At 38.8% G+C, this 21,832-nt stretch carries 20 protein-coding genes; 15 read left to right on the top strand and 5 right to left on the bottom strand.

Annotated elements, in window-relative coordinates; translation table 11 throughout:
* Positions 1–8 precede the first annotated feature (8 nt).
* The 15 genes from BEN71_RS16120 to BEN71_RS16050 all read left to right on the top strand — a co-directional run bounded on the left by BEN71_RS16120 (position 9) and on the right by BEN71_RS16050 (position 15,074).
* Positions 9–836, top strand: coding sequence for an XAC2610-related protein (locus tag BEN71_RS16120; protein ID WP_068973262.1), 828 nt, complete (start codon positions 9–11; stop codon positions 834–836).
* 89 nt (positions 837–925) lie between these two features.
* Positions 926–2,212 (top strand): glycosyltransferase family 4 protein, encoded by a 1,287-nt coding sequence (locus BEN71_RS16115; protein ID WP_068973263.1) that lies wholly within the window; start codon positions 926–928, stop codon positions 2,210–2,212.
* 30 nt (positions 2,213–2,242) lie between these two features.
* Positions 2,243–2,794, top strand: a complete 552-nt coding sequence (locus BEN71_RS16110) for a phosphatase PAP2 family protein (RefSeq protein ID WP_068973264.1) — start codon at positions 2,243–2,245, stop codon at positions 2,792–2,794.
* 226 nt (positions 2,795–3,020) lie between these two features.
* The gene (iscX, locus tag BEN71_RS16105) at positions 3,021–3,221 is read left to right on the top strand and encodes a Fe-S cluster assembly protein IscX (protein WP_068973265.1); all 201 of its coding nucleotides are present in this window, start codon (positions 3,021–3,023) and stop codon (positions 3,219–3,221) included.
* 132 nt (positions 3,222–3,353) lie between these two features.
* Positions 3,354–3,785, top strand: a complete 432-nt coding sequence (gene ndk / locus BEN71_RS16100; RefSeq protein WP_016166212.1) for a nucleoside-diphosphate kinase — start codon at positions 3,354–3,356, stop codon at positions 3,783–3,785.
* A gap of 180 nt (positions 3,786–3,965) precedes the next feature.
* Positions 3,966–5,216 carry a 23S rRNA (adenine(2503)-C(2))-methyltransferase RlmN gene (gene rlmN, locus BEN71_RS16095; protein ID WP_068973266.1) on the top strand — a complete coding sequence of 417 codons (1,251 nt, stop codon included), beginning with the start codon at positions 3,966–3,968 and terminating at the stop codon, positions 5,214–5,216.
* Positions 5,217–5,275: 59 nt separating this feature from the next.
* Entirely contained in the window at positions 5,276–6,079 is an 804-nt protein-coding gene (gene pilW, locus BEN71_RS16090) for a type IV pilus biogenesis/stability protein PilW (protein ID WP_068973267.1), read from the top strand.
* The gene (locus BEN71_RS16085; RefSeq protein ID WP_068973268.1) at positions 6,070–6,861 is read left to right on the top strand and encodes a helix-turn-helix domain-containing protein; all 792 of its coding nucleotides are present in this window, start codon (positions 6,070–6,072) and stop codon (positions 6,859–6,861) included. Before pilW ends, BEN71_RS16085 begins: the two co-directional genes overlap by 10 nt.
* 21 nt (positions 6,862–6,882) lie before the next feature.
* Positions 6,883–8,001 (top strand): flavodoxin-dependent (E)-4-hydroxy-3-methylbut-2-enyl-diphosphate synthase, encoded by a 1,119-nt coding sequence (gene ispG, locus BEN71_RS16080; protein WP_068973269.1) that lies wholly within the window; start codon positions 6,883–6,885, stop codon positions 7,999–8,001.
* Between the two features lie 3 nt (positions 8,002–8,004).
* The gene (gene hisS, locus BEN71_RS16075) at positions 8,005–9,300 is read left to right on the top strand and encodes a histidine--tRNA ligase (RefSeq protein ID WP_068973270.1); all 1,296 of its coding nucleotides are present in this window, start codon (positions 8,005–8,007) and stop codon (positions 9,298–9,300) included.
* Positions 9,301–9,354: 54 nt separating this feature from the next.
* Positions 9,355–10,098: a YfgM family protein gene (locus tag BEN71_RS16070; RefSeq protein ID WP_068973271.1), complete on the top strand. Its 744-nt coding sequence runs from the start codon at positions 9,355–9,357 to the stop codon at positions 10,096–10,098.
* Complete coding sequence (gene bamB, locus BEN71_RS16065) at positions 10,098–11,246, top strand: outer membrane protein assembly factor BamB (protein ID WP_068973272.1); 1,149 nt, start codon at positions 10,098–10,100, stop codon at positions 11,244–11,246. Before BEN71_RS16070 ends, bamB begins: the two co-directional genes overlap by 1 nt.
* A gap of 202 nt (positions 11,247–11,448) precedes the next feature.
* A complete protein-coding gene (der, locus tag BEN71_RS16060) occupies positions 11,449–12,858 on the top strand; it encodes a ribosome biogenesis GTPase Der (protein ID WP_068973273.1) in 1,410 nt (469 codons plus the stop codon).
* Positions 12,859–12,941: 83 nt separating this feature from the next.
* Complete coding sequence (locus tag BEN71_RS16055) at positions 12,942–13,586, top strand: 4'-phosphopantetheinyl transferase family protein (RefSeq protein ID WP_068973274.1); 645 nt, start codon at positions 12,942–12,944, stop codon at positions 13,584–13,586.
* A 267-nt stretch (positions 13,587–13,853) separates the two neighbouring features.
* Positions 13,854–15,074 carry an ammonium transporter gene (locus BEN71_RS16050; protein ID WP_068973275.1) on the top strand — a complete coding sequence of 407 codons (1,221 nt, stop codon included), beginning with the start codon at positions 13,854–13,856 and terminating at the stop codon, positions 15,072–15,074.
* 62 nt (positions 15,075–15,136) lie between these two features.
* On the opposite strand, the gene rsfS is transcribed toward BEN71_RS16050, so the two are convergent.
* The 5 genes from rsfS to BEN71_RS16025 form a co-directional block, all read right to left on the bottom strand.
* Positions 15,137–15,538, bottom strand: coding sequence for a ribosome silencing factor (gene rsfS / locus BEN71_RS16045; RefSeq protein ID WP_068973276.1), 402 nt, complete (start codon positions 15,536–15,538; stop codon positions 15,137–15,139).
* A 102-nt stretch (positions 15,539–15,640) separates the two neighbouring features.
* Positions 15,641–16,435, bottom strand: coding sequence for a hydroxypyruvate isomerase family protein (locus tag BEN71_RS16040; RefSeq protein ID WP_068973277.1), 795 nt, complete (start codon positions 16,433–16,435; stop codon positions 15,641–15,643).
* Between the two features lie 105 nt (positions 16,436–16,540).
* Positions 16,541–17,410, bottom strand: a complete 870-nt coding sequence (locus tag BEN71_RS16035; protein ID WP_068973278.1) for an NAD(P)-dependent oxidoreductase — start codon at positions 17,408–17,410, stop codon at positions 16,541–16,543.
* A 432-nt stretch (positions 17,411–17,842) separates the two neighbouring features.
* A complete protein-coding gene (locus tag BEN71_RS16030) occupies positions 17,843–18,631 on the bottom strand; it encodes a crotonase/enoyl-CoA hydratase family protein (protein ID WP_068973279.1) in 789 nt (262 codons plus the stop codon).
* 159 nt (positions 18,632–18,790) lie between these two features.
* Positions 18,791–21,598 (bottom strand): GacS-like sensor histidine kinase, encoded by a 2,808-nt coding sequence (locus BEN71_RS16025; RefSeq protein ID WP_068973280.1) that lies wholly within the window; start codon positions 21,596–21,598, stop codon positions 18,791–18,793.
* Between the last annotated feature and the right edge of the window lie 234 nt (positions 21,599–21,832).

Raw genomic sequence — 21,832 nt, 5'->3', positions numbered from 1 at the left:
GCTGAAACATGAAAACTCAACTTATTGTCGCAATGGCTGCATTGTCAATTTCATGCTTTAGTTTTGCTGAAAACATTCCAAATCAGACCATTGCCGATTCAAAGGGTTTGCAGCCAATCACAGGTGTACGTGTTTCGATGCAACGTATGGTGAAATCCAATGAAGGGCGCTATTTCATGAGTCTCTATGCGGGAATTAATAACCCACATGCGGAACTTTATGATTTAGTGGAGAGTAAAACAACTAAATTTAAAGGCACACAAAAAGGTGATCAGCTTAATTTGAAATCGGTCAGTAGTGAAGATTCTACAGACACATATCAATTGAGTGGCGTGCTTAATGCGAATACTGGACTATTTAAAGCACTTTTGTCAGATCAAAAGAATACATTTGGAACATCGATACAGTTCGAGCCTGCATTTAAAGTCGCCAATAAGCCTGTATTTGTCTTTAAATTTTATGGTCAAAATGATGCCACGAATCCTTATGGAAAAACGCTGCAGCGTATAGATGTCATCAATAAAAACAATAATACAGTGGCACAAACATTGACAGCTTTTACAGGCTATCCAAATAGTATAGGTTATATGGATATCAACTTTGATGGTTACTATGACGTACTTGTTTCAGATATATCAAATGGTCGACGTGTAGAAGATAAACGCTATATTTATTGGATGTACAATCCAAAGACGCAACAATTTCAGCGTTCACCACAACTTGAAAAAATCGTCGGTTTGCCAAACTTGCATGGTGAAAAACAGCAGATTGATTTTGGTAATGGGCAGATTTATCAAGTAGAAAATGGATTGCTGAATAAAATTTCTAATGAGTAGTAATTGTTCAAAAAACTGTCATCAAATAAACATTAAAGTGTAAACAAAATTGCCTAATCTATAATCAAAATGAATAGATTAGGTAGCGTATGAATAAGCCGTTCGCGAACACCTTGCAATATAAACAACAAGATTTTCCAGAAAGTTTGAAGTTCTTTTTTAAACAAAATAAGAAAAAAACCGTAACGATTGAAGAAAACTTTATTCGTGATCTTTCTCGCCCTCGTTTAAAAATTGCCATTGTCACAGAGACGTGGCCACCAGAAATTAATGGTGTGGCGCTTTCCTTGATGCAACTCTGTAAAGGCTTGCAAGCGCAAGGACATAAGATTTTACTGATTCGTCCTGCGCAAAAAAGCACATGTACTGACTTTTCTCCCAACAAAGAATGTTTGGTGAATGGACAATCCATTCCTAAATATCCTGATATGAAGTTTGGCTGGCCACAATTTCTCAAAGTTTCTCAGGCAATTTCATCTTTTTCACCAGATGTGGTGCATATCGTGACAGAAGGACCTCTTGGTTTTACGGCATTGCATGCAGCGAAAACTCGACGAATCCCTGTTTCAAGTGGCTTTCATTCACAGTTTCAAGAGTTTAGTCGTTTCTTTGATTTGGCTTTTTTAGTTAAGCCAATTCAAAGCTATTTAAAGTGGTTTCATAATGCCACGCAACTGACCTGTGTACCGAGTCGAGATACTGAACTTGCCTTGCGTGAGTTTGGTGTGACTTGCCCATTGGTCGTGGTCGGACGTGGCATTGATACAGCACGATTTTCATCAACGCGTTATTCAGAAGCGTTAAGAAAGCAATGGGGCGCAGATGCTGATACCACAGTGCTGATTTATGTTGGACGTTTATCTTCTGAAAAAGAAGTTAATGTGGTGATGGATGCATATTTAGCCCTACGAAAACAATCATCACGTAAAGTGAAATTGGTCTTGGTTGGTGATGGTCCAGACCGTGCTCGTTTAGAGAAAATGCAAGGTGCAGAACATATTGTTTTTATGGGCAGTTTAAGTGGTACGCAACTTGCTGAAGCTTATGCAAGTGCCAATGTCTTTGTCTTCGCGAGCCAAGTTGAAACTTTTGGCAATGTGGTGCTTGAGGCAATGGCAAGTGGTTTACCTGTGATTGCCTATGATTACGCATGCGCACAGCTTCATGCCATACATGCTCAAACAGGGTGGTTGTGTAAGATCGGTGATATTCAACAACTTACGCAACACGTTTTACAACTGCCAGACAACACTGTGCTGAAACGTATGGGGCAGCAAGCAATGCAAAATGTACAAAGTATCGGGTGGCAGCATCCAGTACAACAATTCGAAGAAGCGTTATATCAGGTCAAGCAAAATGCAAGACTGATGATGTAGTTCATCTCAAATCATGAGAGGAGAGTGAAAATGAATTTAAAAAATACCAAAATAAAAATGCTTGATCTCGACCTTAGAGGTTGTTTGTATCTCAATAATTTATCGCATACCCAAGGCATTGCGACTTTTTTTAAAGTGGTGAGTCGCTTGGGTGATGGCGCATTCTGGGCGACCATGTTGCTTTTGATTTGGTTGCAGAAGGGTTTTGCCTATGGTTTGCAACTTCTCTTTGTGGTTGTTGCAGGTTTATTGGGTACAGGGATCTATAAGTTCTTAAAACATAAAACCGTACGACCTAGACCTTATCAAGTTCATCAAGTCATTGTTTTAGGTGAACGTCCTTTGGATCATTTTAGTTTTCCATCTGGACATACTCTACATGCGGTGATGGTAACCATTGTATTTGGCTATATTGAACCCGTAATGCTATTCATTATGATGCCTTTTACAGTGTTAATTGCCTTATCACGTATGGTTTTGGGGCTACATTATCCAAGTGACGTGATTGTCGGTGCATTGATTGGTGCAAGTGTGGCAAGTTTGATTGTTATTAGTGCGCCGTATTTAGGAGTAATACTATGATGATTTTTCTGATGTTAACTCGCCATTTCATTGTTAAAGAAGTAGATGATTTTGATCATCAAGGTTTTAACTTTGAATGAGCTGTGAGTGAATAATTATCTTTCAGAGTAAAGAAATGAATGTTTCATAATAAATGTCTTGCGTACTTTTTCTGAATGAATCGAGTTTCTGAATCGGCCGAGATTTGATACAGTAAGCGGATTAAATTGAGCAAAGGAAGACCTGTATGGGCTTACGTTGGACAGATACTCTTGATATTGCAATAGAATTAACCGAAGCGCATCCAGATGTAGATCCACAATGGGTGCGTTTTACTGATTTGCATGCATGGATTTGTGCATTACCTGGTTTTAGTGATGACCCAACAAAATCGACCGAAGGTTTGCTTGAAGCGATTCAAATGGCTTGGATTGACGAGTCAAATTAATCCTTATTGAGCCTGCTTAGAACACAGCACATCGAAAAATCTAATTTTTTTACAGATTAAAAGCAGAATATTGCTCATTATTCGGTATAATGCGCCCAAAATTTCGTGTCAATTTGACTTAAGGAGCCAATCATGGCTATTGAACGTACTTTATCTATCGTAAAACCAGACGCAGTTGCTAAAAACCACATTGGTGACATCTTTGCTCGTTTCGAAAAAGCTGGTCTTAAAATCGTTGCGACTAAAATGAAACACCTTTCTCAAGCTGAAGCTGAAGGTTTCTATGCTGAACATAAAGAACGTGGTTTCTTTGCTGATTTAGTTGCATTCATGACTTCTGGTCCAGTTGTTGTATCTGTTCTTGAAGGTGAAAACGCAGTTCTTGCTCACCGTGAAATTCTTGGTGCAACTAACCCTAAAGAAGCTGCTCCTGGTACAATCCGTGCAGATTTCGCTGTAAGCATCGATGAAAACGCTGCTCACGGTTCTGACTCTGTAGCTTCTGCTGATCGTGAAGTAAACTACTTCTTCGCTCAAACTGAAGTTTGCCCACGTACTCGTTAATTCGATGTATTTAGGGTCAAGGCTAAAAAGGATTAAATCTTAGATTTATGAATTGATAACAGACCCGAAACCAGATAAGTGATATACTGCTTGTCTGGTTTTTTTATTTTTATTGACTATATTTCCATCGAATATTGATCAATATATTTTATCCCATGATATGTTTTAGGTAGTAATCACATGAATTCTGAAGTTGTCGCTTCATCGTCAAATCAAGATGAACAACAGCCTACACAATCCAAATCTGTAAAGGCTGAACGTATTCAGGCTGAAAATGTGCAGAAAGTGAATTTACTTGGCATGTCACGTCCGCAATTGGAAAAATTCTTCGAAGAAATGGGGGAGAAAAAATTCCGCGCGGGACAGGTGATGAAATGGATTCATCAGTATTTTGTGACTGATTTTGCGGAAATGACCAATATTTCTGGAAAATTGCGTGAAAAATTAGAACGTATTTGTGAAATTAAAGCACCAGAAGTAGTACACCGTAACTATTCCAAAGATGGTACACGTAAATGGGTGTTCCGTGTTGGTGATGGCGCGGGTTCTTTGGTTGAAACGGTTTTAATTCCCGCTGAAGATAAGACGGGTGCGCGTAAGACTTTATGTATTTCTTCGCAAGTCGGTTGTGCGCTCGATTGTTCATTCTGCTCAACCGGTAAACAAGGCTTTCAACGTGATTTAACGCCTGATGAAATCATTGGTCAATTGTGGATGGCAAATTATTCTTATATGGAAGAAGTGCCTGTTGCAGACCGTGAACGTTCAGTGACCAATGTGGTGATGATGGGTATGGGGGAACCATTACTCAACTATGACGCCGTATTAAGTTCAATGAATATCATGCTGGATGATTTTGCTTATGGTATGTCTAAGCGTCGTGTAACATTGTCAACTTCAGGGGTTGTTCCTAAAATTGATCAATTGGCAAAAGATATTGATGTCGCTTTAGCGATTTCATTGCATGCGCCGAATGATGAGCTACGTAATGAACTTGTCCCAATTAATAAAAAATATCCATTAGAGCAATTGATTGCTGCATGTCAGCGTTATATTGCCAAAGATGGTAATGAGAGCTCGCGTAAACACGTGACCATTGAGTATGTGATGTTGGAAGGTGTGAATGATCAACCTGAACATGCACAGCAAATGATTAAGTTATTGAAAAATTTACCAAGTAAAATTAATTTAATTCCATTCAATCCATTTCCGCACGCACCATATGGGCGTTCAAGCCGAAATCGTATCATTTCTTTCCAAAAAACTTTGTCTGATGCAGGTTTTGTGTGTACGATTCGTCAGACACGTGGTGATGATATTGATGCAGCTTGTGGTCAATTGGTGGGACAAGTGGCAGATCGTACCCGTCGTGCGGAACAATGGAAAAAGAAAGTTGCAGAGCGTGGAGAAATTATACGTTCGCAAGGTTGAGACTTGTTGTATTCATAATCTATTTTAGATGTAAATGGGGGCGAGCTTTGAAAAAATCGATGTATTCAAAAGCAATTGTAATGTTGACAATTGGTTTATTCGCATTGGCTATTCAAGGTTGTCAGACGACAAGTACTGGTCCAATAAGTAAAAAAGATCCAGAGAAAGCCGTCAAAGTACGTACCCAACTTGCTGCAGAATACATCCGTTCAGGTGATTTGGATGCAGCAAAACGTGCATTAGATCAAGCGCTTGAAACTGATTCACGGGATTCAGCTGCCAATATGATGATGGGTGTTTTACTGCAACAAGAAGGCAGTAAAATCAGTATGGAAAAAGCAGATGGCTATTTTAAGCGTGCAATTTCTAGTGACCCAAAAAATGCACAAGCTCGTAATAATTATGGAACATATTTATTTATTAGTGAGCGTTATAATGATGCCATCGAACAGTTGAGCATAGCTGGTGCTGCATTAGGATATGATCAGCGTTACAAAGCTTTAGAAAATTTGGGTCGCGTGTATTTGAAGGTAGGCGATGTGGTCAATGCTGAAAAAGCATTCAAACAAGCCTTGCAAGTGAATCGCGATTCAGTCATTTCTTTGGTAGAGTTATCTGAGATTTTTTATTTGCAGCAAAAAAATGCACAAGCACGTCAACTCTATGAGCAATATGTTCGTTTAGTAGGTCAGGATAAACAAGGTGCACGTGCACTTTGGATTGGATTGCGTATTGCACGTGCCAATCAAGACCAGATGGGAATGCAAGTGTTGGTGAATCAACTTCGTGCATTATTCCCTGACAGTAAAGAATATCAACGTTATCTGCAATTGCAGAATAGTACTGAGGCCGTATGGAAGTAAATCCTAATTCACAGCAACCTACAGGTTCAAACGTAGCATCTAATGGTTTAGGAAATATTCAACGCCCAGGTGAGTACCTGCGTCAAATTCGTGTATCTAAAGTTTTAGATATCGCCGATGTTGCGAAAGAGTTGAAAATGCCTGTAAAAACCCTACAAGCATTAGAGCAAGATGAGTATAAGTCTTTACCTGAAGCAACATTTATCAAAGGTTATTATCGTTCGTATGCGAAGTTCTTGAATGTTGATGCAACTGCATTGATTCAACGTTTTGATGAAATTTATCAAAATGATACAGGACTTATGCCGAACCATGCCTTGAATAATTCACCCATTAAAATTATGGGGAAACTTCCTGGTTCAAACAGTGATCGTAATAAAAAGTGGTTAAAACGTGCTTTGATTGCGATCGTGGCGATCGCCATTATTTGGGCAATTATTGCAGGCATTCAAAAGTTCACTTCAAGTAAAAGTGGCGATGATACTGGTGCTAAACCACAAGAGTCAGAAGTAGAAGTATTGAATTTAAACAATGCGACTGCAACTTCAGGCGATCAAATGGTATTGAATTTTAGCCATCCGACTTCAGTGCATATTATTGATAGTACTGGTAAAGTGTTAGCAACTGGTCGTCAAAGTGCAACCCTAAATCTTAGTGGTCAATCGCCATTTCAAATTCGACTGGATGATGCAACTGCTGTGTCATTAAGCCTTAATAATGAACAGATTTCATTGTCTCCATATACAGTGAACGGAAAAGCAGAATTCCGTTTATCACGTTAATGGACGAGAGTAGATAAAATCATGATTGAGAATCCAATCAAGCGACGCCCAACGCGTAAAATTCGTGTTGGTTCAGTCTATGTCGGTGGTGATGCGCCGATTACTATCCAAAGTATGACCAATACTGAAACATGCGATGTTGATGCTACAGTTGCTCAAATTCAACGTTGTGCAGATGTTGGTGCAGATATCATGCGTGTTTCTGTCCCAACGATGGAAGCAGCTGAAGCATTTGGTGAAATTCGTAAGCGCGTGACAGTGCCGTTGGTTGCAGATATTCATTTCGATTATAAAATCGCGCTGAAAGTTGCGGATATGGGGGCAGATTGTCTTCGTATTAACCCAGGTAATATTGGTTCTGAAGCCAAAATTCGTGAAGTGGTTGCAGCAGCACGTCATCATGATATTTCGATGCGCATTGGTGTCAATGCGGGTTCTTTGGAAAAAGACATTCAAAAGAAATATGGTGAGCCTACAGGTCAAGCCTTGCTTGAATCTGCGATGCGTCATATTGATATTTTGGATCGTTTAGATTTTCATGAGTTCAAGGTTTCGGTAAAAGCGTCTAATGTATTTTTAACCATGGATGCATACCGCTTACTCTCTGCACAAATTGATAATCCATTGCATTTGGGGGTGACTGAAGCTGGAATATATCGTACTGGTTCAGTGAAGTCTGCGATCGCTTTAGGTGGTTTGTTAATGGAAGGCATTGGTGACACCATGCGTATTTCATTGGCAGCAGAGCCTGAAGAAGAAATTAAAATTGGTTTTGATATTTTAAAATCATTAGGTCTTCGTTCTAACGGCATTAATTTTATCGCTTGTCCGAGTTGTTCACGTCAGGAATTTAACGTGATCAAAGTTATGCAGGCTTTAGAAGAGCGTTTAGAAGATGTTCGTACACCGATGGATGTATCGGTTATTGGCTGTAAAGTGAATGGTCCAGGTGAAGCCAAAGAGGCTGATATTGGTGTGGTAGGTGCAAGCCCGCGTTCACTGGTGTATCGTAATGGCGAAAAGAGTCATTTAATCGATACCGATCAGTTAGTTGATGAAATCGAAACTATGGTTCGTCAACGTGTGAAAGCACACGAAGAAGCAAAAGCTAAAGAGATTATACGTACAAGTTCTGAGTAGTTCATGAGTTCAATTGTCGCAATTAAAGGTTTTAATGACGTTCTTCCATCACAAACAGCTGCATGGAGACGTCTAGAGCAACATTTAGCATCGTTAATGGATGCTTATGGTTATCAACAAATTCGTCTTCCGATTGTTGAACAAACTCATTTGTTTAAACGCTCAATTGGTGATGCGACAGATATTGTTGAAAAAGAAATGTATACGTTCTTGGACAAAGGTAATCCACCTGAGTCTTTGACTTTGCGTCCTGAAGGAACAGCAGGTTGTGTACGTGCGATGCTTGAACATAACTTACTTCGTGGTGCAAACCCGCGTGTTTGGTATGTTGGGCCAATGTTCCGTTACGAAAAACCGCAAAAAGGTCGTTATCGTCAGTTCCACCAATTTGGTGTGGAAACCTTTGGTGTTGCGACACCTGATCAGGATGCGGAAGTGATTCTTCTGACTGCGCGTTTATGGAAACGCATGGGCGTGGCAGATAAAGTTCAACTTGAGTTAAATACTTTAGGTGAGTCTGATGAACGTGCTGAATATCGTGCTGCTTTGGTTGAATTTTTAAATGATCATAAAGCGGATTTGGATGAAGATTCACAGCGTCGTTTAACTACGAATCCTTTGCGAATTCTTGATTCTAAAGATGCTAAAACACAGCAAATTTTAGAAAATGCTCCCAAACTGCTTGACTTTATGAGTGAAGAAACCCTGCAACATTTTGAGCAGTTGAAGCAGTATTTAACAGATGCGGGTATTACTTTTGTCATTAATCAAAAATTGGTTCGTGGCTTAGATTATTACAACAAAACTGTTTTTGAATGGACAACCACACATTTAGGTTCGCAAGGAACAGTGTGTGCGGGTGGACGTTATGATGGTTTAGTTGGTCAGCTCAAAGGCAAGCCTGATCAATCTGTACCTGCTGTCGGTTTTGCAATGGGTATGGAGCGTTTATTGTTGTTGCTTGAGCAAGTTGAAGACAATACGCCTGTTCGTGAGTGTGAGCTATTCTTGGTTTCAGATCCTGTAACGCAAGGTCAGGCTTTGGTATTGGCTGAACAAATCCGTGATCAACTAGAATCTGCAAATAGTAGCATTCGTTTGAAAACGGGTTCACAAGGTTCGATGAAGAGCCAAATGAAGAAAGCAGATCAGTCGGGTGCGGTCTATGCTTTAATCTTTGGTGAGCGTGAAGCTGAGGCAAAACAAGTTTTGGTGAAAGAACTTGCGACAGCGGAGCAACATGAAGTTTCAATTGATGATATTGTTGGTTTCTTCACTGAGCAATTTTCAACGAAGTAACGACCAATCAAAACCATAATTTAAACCCTAAAACATAAGGAAAAGGGGAATCAAATGAGCGCAATGACTGATCAAGAGCAACTTGATAGTATGAAGTCATTTTTACAGAAATATGGCTCAGCAATGGTCACTGGTGTGCTCATTGCATTGATTGCCTTTTTCGGGTGGCAATATTGGCAAAAGAAAACTTTAGCAGAAAATCAAAATGCAACGGCTAAAGTTCAGCAATTGATGGATGATGAAAAAGCTGCAAATGGTGATGCAAAAATCACTGCAGCTTTGGTTGCTTCTGCGGACAAAATGGTGAAAGAGAATCCTGATTCTGTACAAGCGATTCAAGCACAAATCGTCATGGCGAAATTAGCTTATGACAAAAATGATTATGCCTTAGCTGAACGTGAACTCAAAAAAGTCGAAAATTCTAAGCTAAAAGATGCGGGTCTGTTACAAGTTGTAAAGCTTAAGCTGGCAGATGCACAATTAGCGCAGAAAAAATATGATGAAGCCTTGAAAACCTTATCTACTGTGGATGAAGCTGCTTTTAAAGCGACATCTGAAGAGTTGAAAGGTGATATTTATGTTGCAAAAAATGATATTGAAAACGCAAAAAAAGCATATCAAGCGGCATGGAACTCAGTTCTTGAGCGTAAACAAGAGCGCCAAATTTTACAAATTAAACTCGAAAGTGTTGGTGTATTAGTAGAAGATCCTGATCTTGAACGCCCAATTTTACAAACGCAATCGGATGAGTCTGTGACTGAACATCCAGCAATGCAAGCACGAGTGGATAAGTCTTAATGGATAGAAATTTTAAAATACCGTTTGCTTTGGCAATTTTATCAATCGCATTAGTCGGTTGTTCGAGCAATAAAACTAAAGAAGTTAAAGTTAAGCCAAATCCACTACCTAAAGTTGCGCAAGCATCAAGTTTGGTACAAGTTTTTTCAACCAATGTTTCTGCAACGAATAGTGAAGATGCTTTACGTATACGTTTGGATTCAGACAATGGTGTGGTGTTTGCACTAGATCCAAAAGGTGAAGTTGCTGCTTATAAAGGGAAGCAACGTCTTTGGGAAACTAAAGTGACTAAGCAAGGTCTAAGTTCAGGCGTAGAAGCTGCTGATGGTCTGGTGATTGTAGGAAATCAAAAAGGTCAATTATTTGCCTTAGATCAAAGCACTGGCGAAAAGAAATGGTCAGCGCAACTGTCTGGGGCAATCATTAGCTCGGCACTGATTCAATCTGGTCGTGTCATTGTGGTTGCCAACGACGGTACAGTTTATGCGCTTGATGTAGAATCTGGACAGCAAGCGTGGACCTATAAATTACCAAATGCTTCATTTAGCCTTCGTGGTCAGGCTACACCAGTGCGTTTAGATGAGCGTACTGTGTTGATTGGAACATCAACAGGTTATTTATTTGCAATTGATAGTATTGCTGGTGTTCCGCGCTTACAGCGTCGGGTTGCAGTGTCTGAAGGTCGATCAGATATTCAACGCTTGATTGATGTTGATGCTGAACCAGTGGTATCTGGGCAATATGTGGTGACTACGAGTTTTCAAGGGCAAGTCACTGTTCTTGATTTAGCATCGCAAAGTGTTCTTTGGAGCGAAAATTCAAGCAGTTTGAATCGTCCTGAAGTTGTAGATGGAAAAGTCATCGTGTCACAAACTGATGGCAAAATAGTGGCTTATGATTTAATTACTGGAAATGAGCTTTGGAAAAATGAACAACTTCTTAATCGTAATTTAAGTAATGTTGTTGCATTGGGTCCAAATTTAGTAGTGGGTGATTTAGATGGTTACTTACATCAAGTTGACCTGAATTCAGGTGCAACTTTAGGGCGTACCAAGACTTCTGGCGAAGTCCGTACATTAAGAGTGGTGGATAACCAACTCTTTGTCTCTACACGTAAAGGTGCTTTAAGTATTTGGCAAAATCGTTAATGCATCATTAACAAGTACGATTAGGATTCTCTATTTTTTTAGTCTTATGTTAAAATAGAGAAATCCGTATGAATTTCATGCACGGGGTGATTGCAAATCAATGCCCCGTGTTTTTATTTTAGGTTTTTCCTACTTTTTTCTTCCGATATGTTTCTGATGTTCAGACCAGTCAAACTGGCTGATCTTGAATAAAGGTTATTTTATGAAACCCGTAATTGCGCTCATTGGTCGTCCAAACGTCGGCAAATCAACGTTATTTAACCAGATTACCAAGAGCCGTGATGCCCTCGTTGCTGACTTTGCAGGTCTAACCCGTGACCGTAAATATGGCGATGCTAAATATGAAAATAAATCATTCATTGTTGTCGATACTGGGGGTATCGGCGAGAGTGAAGGTGGTATTGATTCATATATGGCAGAACAGTCTAAAACTGCCATCAATGAAGCAGATATTATTGTATTTGTAGTAGATGCACGTGCAGGTTTGCTTGCTTCAGATGAGCAGATTGCTCGTGAATTGCGTACATTAGGTAAAAAAGTTTATTTGGTTGCCAACAAAGTTGACGGTGTACACGCTGAAGCAGCTTTGGTTGAGTTCTACAAGTTGGGTATGGGTGAACCCCTGCAAGTTGCAGCAAGTCATGGTCGTGGCGTGCAGCAAATGCTTGAAGAAGTGTTGACAGATGTTCCAGAAGACGAAGATGAAGCAGAGCATGATAAAGCCACAGGCTTACGTTTAGCGATTATTGGTCGTCCAAACGTGGGTAAATCAACATTGGTTAACCGCCTGTTAGGTGAAGACCGTGTAGTTGCATTTGACCAACCTGGTACAACACGTGACTCGATTTATATTCCTTATGAGCGTGATGGTCGTCAATACACATTGATCGATACTGCAGGTGTGCGTCGTAAAGGTAAAGTAGATGAAATGATTGAGAAATTCTCAATCGTAAAAACTTTACAAGCAATCAAAGATGCACACGTGATTGTTGTGGTTTTAGATGCGCGTGAAGGTGTTGTTGAACAAGATTTACATTTAATTGGCTATGCGCTTGAAGCAGGTCGTGCCATGGTGATCGCCATTAATAAATGGGACAACATGACAGAATACGATCGCAAACAATGTAAATTGGATGTGGATCGTCGTTTTGACTTTATCCCTTGGGCGAAAGTGCATTTAATTTCGGCTTTGCATGGTACAGGCGTGGGAGATATGTACCCTACGATTCACCGTGCTTATGATTCATCGCATTTGAAAGTTTCACCTGCAAAATTGACGCAGATTTTGAATGATGCAACAGAAGCGCATCAACCACCGATGATTAGTGGTAAACGTATCAAAATGCGTTATGCGCACATGGGCGGACAAAACCCACCGACGATCGTTGTACATGGTAATAAAGTAGATAAAACGCCTGCGGATTATCGTCGTTACTTAGAAAACGTATTCCGTAAAGTGTATAAACTTGAAGGAACGCCAGTACGAATTGACTTTAAAACCTCTGAAAACCCATTTGAAGGGCGCAAGTCACAAATGGATGAGCGTACTGCTGCACGTAAACGTCGTTATATTCAGAAGTTTAAGAAAGCTGAAAAGAAATTTAAACGTTAATTTCAGATATGAAGAAATGAAAACCCAAAGTGATCTTTGGGTTTTTTTGTTTTAAGATATTCAAAAAACAGCAGGGATGTTTTGTGACTCGTACGATTCAATTAGATCTAAATTCTATTCAGAATATTATTCCAAATTTTCAAACTCGTGATCGAAAGAGTCAGATCCAAGAGTTGAAAAGCGCTATTTATCAATATCGTAATCAACTATTATCCAACTATCTTGTAACTGATATTCATAATGACTCGTTTGATAAAACTGAATTTGGAAAGCCTTATTTAATTGATTATCCAAAGTTTTACCTGAATCATTCGCATAGTCAGCAACATTATGCTTTGGTGAGTAGTCAAAATATACCTGACTTAGGTGTGGATGTAGAAGATTTGAACCGAAAAGTCCGTTTTGATGCTTTAGCAAAACATGCTTTTCATCCTGAAGAGTATGCAAGTTGGGAGGATTTAGGATTTGATTCCGCATTTTGGTTTAAAGTTTGGACGACCAAAGAAGCGATTTTAAAGGCTTCAGGCTTGGGAATTCGACTAAGTTTAAATGAGCTGAATACCAAAGTGCATGAAGTGAATGATGGTGGAATTTCGACACATGCACTGTTGGGCAGTTTTGCGTATCAAAATTTCCAGTTATCAGATGTGATGTTGACAGTTGCATGGCGTTCTGAACTTTCGTGTAAAGGTTTTGCTTTTCCACGGATTCAGATTATTCAACATTGACTGAGTGTGAAGCTCTCTATTGTTAATTTACCAGTTTAAAATTGACTATTTGTTTAAAAAATATTTTGGCATTAGGACATGCTGAAAATCCAAGTGATTGAAATTAATCAGAACAATAGTTCATGATATAGACTATAAAATGTAAGTGTGTATTTTTACTCAAAAATGTCTATAATTGCGATATTGTTATTATTCAAGTTCAAAATTATTCATTATTGTTACGCAAGTTTTGCTAAAAAATAATTAAAAATTTTGGGGCGGTTTTATATGGCTCGATTAAAATTCTTGCTCAGTTTAATTTTAATCATACTGACGCCAGCTTGCTTTGCCTCAAATTTAGAAAGTGATATTCATGCTTTTAATCTATTAACAGATTATAAATTATTATTTCTAGGTGGTGTTTTTGTCATATTAATGCAGGCTGGTTTTGCTGTTGCTGAAGGCGGTTATGAAAATAATGCAAAAAGCATTATTTGTTTATTGATTAATTATATTTTTGCAATTCTCGGTACAGCATGCTTTGGTCTTTTCTGTTTTATCATTGCTGAGTTGGGGTGGTTTGAAAACCTTAAGCAAATAAGTCATAACATGCATGGCTGGCATTGGAATTTAGTCTTTTTTTATACCTTAATGGCGACCACCATTACCACAATCGTTGGGCGTATTATTCCGAATACTGCACCTATTTCTGTTTACGCAATCATGAGTTTTATTATTTCCGCAATCATTTTTCCTTTCTTTGGAAGTTGGTCTTGGGGGAATTTGGTTTTGGGTGGTGGTTGGCTGCAAAAACTTGGTTTTATTGATTTTGCAGGATCTACAGTTGTGCATTCTATGGCAGCATGGATTGTTCTAGCAGGGTATCTAATTTTTAAGTCACAGCGAAAAATAGAGCTACATAAACAAGATATAATTTTTGAAGATTATAAAATTTTAGCATTTGCATTGGCTGGTTTTATATTATGGCTGGCTTGGTCTGGTCTAAACGTCATTTATATTACTTCAATTCATATTGAGATTAGTAATATTGTATTTAATGCATTTTCAGCTCTACTCGGAGCAATATTCGCTTCATTTATATTATCTCTTATCTTTTATCGTAAAAAGAGTTCTTGGGCAGATTTAATTAAATCTGCCTTAGGTGGACTGGTTGCAATCACAGCAAGTTGTGGCTTTGTTCAGATTTCATCTGCATTGATTATTGGGATGGTTGCTGGATTTTTGACCATACAAACTCCACATTTATTAACACGTTGGATTGATTCAAAACATGTCCGAGAGGTGATAGTGGTACATGGTTTCTGCGGAATTTGGGGAACACTTGCTGTATCTTTATTCAATGATTCAGTCGTGGGGCTGATGAATAGAGCAACCTTATGGGAGCAAGGGGTTGGCGTTTTGATCAACTTTGTTTGGAGTTTTGGTATCGCTTATATCGTATTTCAAATGATGCGCAAGATGATCCCGATAACTGAAATTCATGAATAATTTGCACATTAAAAAAGCGACATGAACGTCGCTTTTTATAAACTATTTCTATCTATTGAAAGTTAAGCAACACTTTCAGGGCTTACACGCCATAAACTTTCTAAATCATAAAATTTACGTGCGGTTGGTAGCATAACATGCACAACAACAAATCCTAAATCAATCAGGATCCATTCAGCATCTCTTTCGCCTTCTACACCGATTGGGCGAAAACCCGCTTTACGTGCTTCTTCAGCAACGTTGTCAGCAAGTGCTTTAACATGACGAGTTGACGTACCGCTTGCAATTACAATTGCATCTGCAACATTGCTGATTGAGCTTACATCAAGTTCAAGAATATCTTTTGCTTTTACATCAAGTAGGGCTTCTTGTACAACTTTTAAACAAGTTTTTAGGTCTTGATTGCGAGTGTTCATTGCAAGTTCGTGAGAATTAGAAGCGCTGGGCGATGGTTCTAAATTCATATAAAGTGTGTTTTCCAAACAATATCTCACCTTCTAATATAGCGCTTTTGGCTAAAAAATACAAATTTTAGAACGCATCTCTAGCTCGATAAAATTGTTTATTTAGTAGCTATGGTTGTTAGAGAAATACTTATCCATCCATGCAAATGATTGATTAGAATGAGATTGTGGGCGATATTCCGCAGCAATGTAGCCTGTATAGGTGCTTTGTTTTAGCCATGTAAAAATAGATAAATAATCAATTTGTGCGGTGTCTGGTTCATGGCGACCTGGGCAGTCTGCAAATTGAATATGCCCAATCCAGTCTATATTTTCTTGTAATGCTGCTAATACGTCTTCACCCATCATTGCCATGTGGTAGCAATCAAATTGCATTTTTAAGGCTGGATGTTGTACTGCCTCAAGCATTTCTTGTGCTTGGGCGATATTTTGTACCAAGAAACGAGGCATATCTGTGCCATTGATCATTTCAAAAACTGGTTGAATATCATGATCAGACAACATGTGGGATGCGAGTTTTAAATTATTGGCTAAAGTATTTAGGCAGGGAAGTAAGTCAGCGTCAGTTGGTTGCTTTCCAGCGAGAATATTCACACTCGGCACATTCAAAGCATCTGCGTATTCAATCGCAAGTGTGAGTGCCTGATGAAATTCGACTTCACGTCCTGGAATACCTGCTAGACCATCACCACCTTGCATTAAGTCACCCGCCGGAACATTGATTAGGCAAATATGTAAATCATGTAGTTCCAGTTGAGCTTGAATCTCTTCGATGCTTAATTCATAGGGGAATTGAATCTCAACATTGTGAAAACCATGTTTATGCGCTAAAGCAAAACGCTCAATGAGTGGGACTTCAGTAAAGATCATCGAGAGATTTACTGCGAGTTTAGTCATGATAATTGCTCCTTGCGTGAATGGGCTTTCATCTCCAATGTAGTTGGCAATGGACTATTTTTCAATATGTTTATGCTGAAGTCGTATATATCTTAAATACATCGCCTATTTTACTTCGACATGTTGAATCACTGTCGCTAAGTCAGATTCAGCAAAGCCATTATTTTGATGATCTTGCAATCGACTTAAAGCGAGTTGCGCGACTGGAATATTTAAATTGAATTGCTGTGCAAGTTGGACAGCGTTGTTTAAATCTTTTGATAAGGTTTGAACTTTCCATTGTACTGGTTCAAAAGTATGGGTCGCCATGCGTGGTGCAAGGATTTGGAAGGGCTTTGAATCAGCGAAGCCGCCTGCAAGTGCGGGTGCAAGTAATGTGGTATCCACACCTGCTTGATCTGCAAGTGCCACCGCTTCTGCAATGAGTGTACTATTTGCAGCCACAATTAATTGGTTACAGATTTTCGTCGCTTGTCCTGTACCTGTTCCACCCATGCAAGTCACACGTTGAGAAAGTATGTTGTAAACAATGCTTAAGTCTTGAATCGTTTCCGCATCACCACCTGCAAAAATGACGAGTGTGCCATTTTCAGCACCTGCTGTTCCGCCTGAAACAGGAGAATCAATCCACGTTACTTGTTTGGCTTTCGCTTGTTCTGCAAGTTGTTTGGTTTTATCGACTGAAAGGCTAGAGAAATCCACAATCACTTGATTGTTCGTTAAGTATGGTTCAATCAAGTCATAGACATTTTGTACTGCTTGATCGTCCGCGAGGCAGGTCAAAATGATTGGATATTCTGAAATATTTTCAATCTTCAATGGGTGAGCACCCATATCAATCAATGCTTCACAGGCAGTTGCTGTTCGGTTCCATACGGCAACGTGAAAACCTGCTTGGATTAATCGGGTTGCCATACGGCTTCCCATTAAGCCCATACCGAGGAATGCAATTTTACTATGACGGTCAAAATTCATTTTATTACTCAACCATTTTGAATCGTGTTTTAAGATGACTTATTGATTAAAGACGTATTCATACATTAAAGATTGTTAAGTTTCTTTGGCGGAGTCTTACATCATAAGTTTTAATTTCAGGATTAGCCACTGCGTCTTGCGCATCGTTAAAGCAGTGCTTTAACTCGCTCAGGCTCGAGGTACTTTTGTTTCGGCAAATGAGAAGCGAAGCTTCACAAGGAAACCATCTTGCGAAGCTTCGCTTCTCACCGCAAAACTCGTCAACTTCTGTCAAAATATCGGATATGTCGCAGAAACATATCTGATTAAAAGTAGTCCTGCCTCAAACACGTTGCGGATGACGTTATCGCGTATCCATTTTTATCATGAAACAAAAATTTTATGTTACTACGTAACATCGGTTATTAATTTAAGCAGGTGATCTATGCTCGTTTATTTAAATTGACGTGGCACAAATTGCATTTCAGGATGTTTATCCTTTTTACGTGCAATTTGACTATTTTTACCCAAGAGTAATTTGAGTTGCCAAATTTTTTCTAAGCGTAAAGATTTTTTCGGTTCGTGTTCCATCGCGTCTAAGACACGTTTTGCTGCCGCAAGTGCATCTGGAGAGCGTTGTAGCATTTCTTCTGCAATGGCTTGAGCTTTTACCAATGGTGATTCATCTATATGGGTAATGAGTCCAATCTCTTTGGCATAATTACCATCAAAAATTCGTGCTGTTAAAGTGAGTTCTTTGGCTAGATCAATACCAATCACTCCTTTGATCGAACGGGTTAAACCCATATCAGGCACTAAGCCCCAACGACTTTCCATAATCGACATTTTAGTTTCTGGATGTGCAATACGAATATCCGCGGCTAAAGCTAATTGCATCCCAGCACCAAAACAGAAACCTTCTATTGCAGCAATCACAGGTACAGGTAGTTCTTGCCAAATTAGAAAAGCTTTTTGAAATAAGCTTTGTCCTGGTTTAATCAATTCCCATGCTGCAAAAGCTCTATTGTTCGGGCTGTTCAAATCTGCAAGATCAATTCCAGCACTAAATACATTGGCTTCACCAGTTAAAATCACCACACGGATACTACGATCTTTTTTGATTTTTTCAGCAGTTTTGACCAGTTCTTTGAGTAAAGCAAAGCTCATTGCATTACGTTTATCTGGACGGTTTAGTGAAACTGTTGCGATGCCGTTATTTTTTTCAATATGTAATAGTGCCATGATCTAGACTCTTTTTTCCTTGGTCATCAGCATAGCATGAGCATGGCAGAGTTACATGACAGGAGAGTCACAGAAAATTTTAAATCTATCCATTGACGATGCTGAAAAACAGTTGAAGCAATTTAATAAATTTAAACTGCTCAATTGAACTGATCGAAACTAATTCGGTAAAATTTGTTGTGCAGCAGTTTCTACTTCACGAATAGCCACTTGTAGATCATCTAAACGGCGTAGAACTTCTTGGATAAAGTTTTCATCTGCTTTACGACGTTCTTTACGGAGTGTGGAAATGAACTGTTCAAATTCACCAGTGACTCGTTGTAATTTTGGTGTACCCACATAACGGGTTGCGCCGTATAAACGATGTAAGACGTGCTCAAGTTGCGGAAAGTCTTCCAACTCGATCAGTTGCTCTATCTCATCCAGTTCCGTTGGAAAACTATCGACCAACATTTTTAATAAATCTTGTGCCAAGTCTTCTTTATTGGCAGCTAAAGCAAGACTTTGTTTCCAATCTAAAATATCGGTATTAAATGCTTCGATATAGACTTTATTTTCATTGGTTTGTTGTTTCTGTTGGATAAATTTATCAGATGTCCAATTGGTGAGGATTTGAATGATTTGTTCAATTTGAATTGGTTTAGTGACGTAATCATCCATACCTACTTTCAATAATTTTTGCTTTTCATCCGCTAAAGCATGTGCAGTAAGTGCAATAATTGGCATACGCATACCATCTAAAGTTGATTCCAAAGAGCGAATCGCACGGGTGGTATCAATCCCTGACATTACAGGCATTTGAATATCCATAAACACTAAATCATACGGTTTTGAACCTTGTTCAATGCCTTGTTGGATAATGGTTAAGGCTTCTTGTCCACTTTGTGCTTTAGTGGTTTTGACATTCAACTCACCCAATAAAGCTTCAAGCACAATCAGGTTTGGTAAATGATCATCAACTGCCAAGATATGTAAATCTTGTCCTTTAAAGTCTTTGTGTTGTTCTTGCTCAAAGACAGGTTTATTGCTGAGTAGTTGAATGACCGAACTACGACTTAAAGGTTGATACAAGGGACGTGCTTTATATTCACTGAGCATATTTGGATCAAGTGACATTTGATAGCCATAAACAGCCAAATGCCCTTGATAACGACCACGAATTTCTTTCAGTAATGCTTCAGTATCACCACTATGATCGACGATCAACCATGTATTATCTGTATCCTGTCCTAAGCTGTTTAAGCGACTAAACAAATCGAGGATCGACTGTGCTTCATTGTGCTGAACTTGATAATCTTCAAGATAATGACGCAATACATTTGCAGTCGCAGGATGTGCCAAGTACGACACCACTTTTTGTTCGCTAAATGATGGATGAACAATATCTTCATCTTCATTGACCGCAAGCATCGCAGTAAACCAGAAAGTCGAGCCTTTTTCAGTCGGTGCGCGTTCTTGGTTATCCTCAAAACCAATTTGGCCATGCATGAGATGCACAAGCTGTTTGGAAATGGCTAGACCTAAGCCTGTACCGCCGAATTGACGAGTAACCGATGCATCCCCTTGAGAGAATGACTCAAATAGTTTTTTACGGTCTGTACCACTCAGTCCAATCCCACTGTCTTGAACACTAAAGTGTAATAAGCATTGTCCAATATCATCATGCTCCATACGGGCACGGACAATAATTTCACCATCAGGGGTGAATTTAATCGCATTGGAAATTAAATTGGTCAAAATTTGTTTGAAGCGTAAAGCATCGCCAATCACGTATTTCGGAACATTGTCTGCAAAATAAAACGCCATTTCGATATGCTTCTGTGCTGCCAATGGTGACAACATATCCATCACATCAAAAATTGCTTCTTCGAGATCAAATGGGGCAGTTTCAAGTTCTAATTTTCCTGCATCAATCTTTGAAAAATCCAGCACGTCATTAATTAATGCCAAAAGATGCGCAGAAGATTTACGAATGGTTTGTAAATATAGGCTTTGATCATTGCTCAAATTATCTTGACGCAACATCAGGTGAATAAAACCATCAATACTGTTCAATGGTGTACGTAATTCATGACTGATATTCGCCAAAAATACTGATTTTGACTGGTTCGATAAAATCGCTTGGTCACGTGCTTGTTTATAGGTAATGTTTTGAACTTCTAATGTATCCAAAGTACGACGCAAATCATCCTCAGTCTGCTCTGTGTGTTCTTTCAGTTCAAGAAAACTAAAATGTAAACGTTTCACCACATTGGCAATATCACGTTGCAGTAAACGCAATTCCCCTGTGCTGTTAATGACCATGTGTTGATCAAGCGTATCTGCGTTTAGACGTTGTAATTGCATCCGAATTTCGTACATTGGAGCGATCCAACGACGTGAGTAAAAATTCAAACACAATAAAAGTAACAATAGGGTAAATAGCGCTGTCGTAATGAGTACAATCATGACGCGGTAATGAGCGATTTCTAAGGGCTGATTATCCATTTCAATCACCAACCACATATTTTCTGTGCTGTTGATTGGATTGAGTTTTATGCCATAAATATTATTGGTTTTACTTTGGATTGGACCAAAAAAAGTACCTGATTTTGGGATTTGAGGCCAAGTTCGCTTGCTTTGATAACCAATACTTAAATGATTGATATTATTTGCATCAATCACAGCTGCACTGAGTAAATGTTTCTCATTGAACATTTTTTGTAAAATATTTTCAGCTTTAATATGCTGTGTTTTATTAATTTCCATGACCGCTGTGAGTTTTTCTGCGGTGTATTGGTAACGGCTGAGAATGGCAATCGCTTGAAAACGTTGTTTTGATTTTGCAGCCGAGGACGTCTCAGAAAGGACGAGCGCAGTGCCTACACATGCCAAAACCATAATTGGCACGAAAATTAACGCAATCAGTTGACCATAAGCGTGATTCAGTTTTAAGCGTTTAAAGAGTTTTTTATTGAAATTCGACATGGTTCCAGCAACTCATTGCTCATGCGAAGAATATTAACATGCTTTATTCATCCTGCATGACAATATGATTAAAATTCTTGCAACTTTGAGTATTGTTATGCTGTTTTATAGATAACTTTATCATTTCTAATTCTAAAGTATTCTTGCATTTATATATATGTTTAATTTTATTCAATAAATAATTTAAATTGAGTTTATTTACCTAAATATAATCTGGGTTTAGTTTGATCATTT

It is taken from the genome of Acinetobacter wuhouensis (genome assembly GCF_001696605.3).
Lineage (GTDB): Bacteria > Pseudomonadota > Gammaproteobacteria > Pseudomonadales > Moraxellaceae > Acinetobacter > Acinetobacter wuhouensis.
Note: the sequence above shows the minus strand (reverse complement) of the source record. Positions and strands in the feature narration are given on the sequence as shown.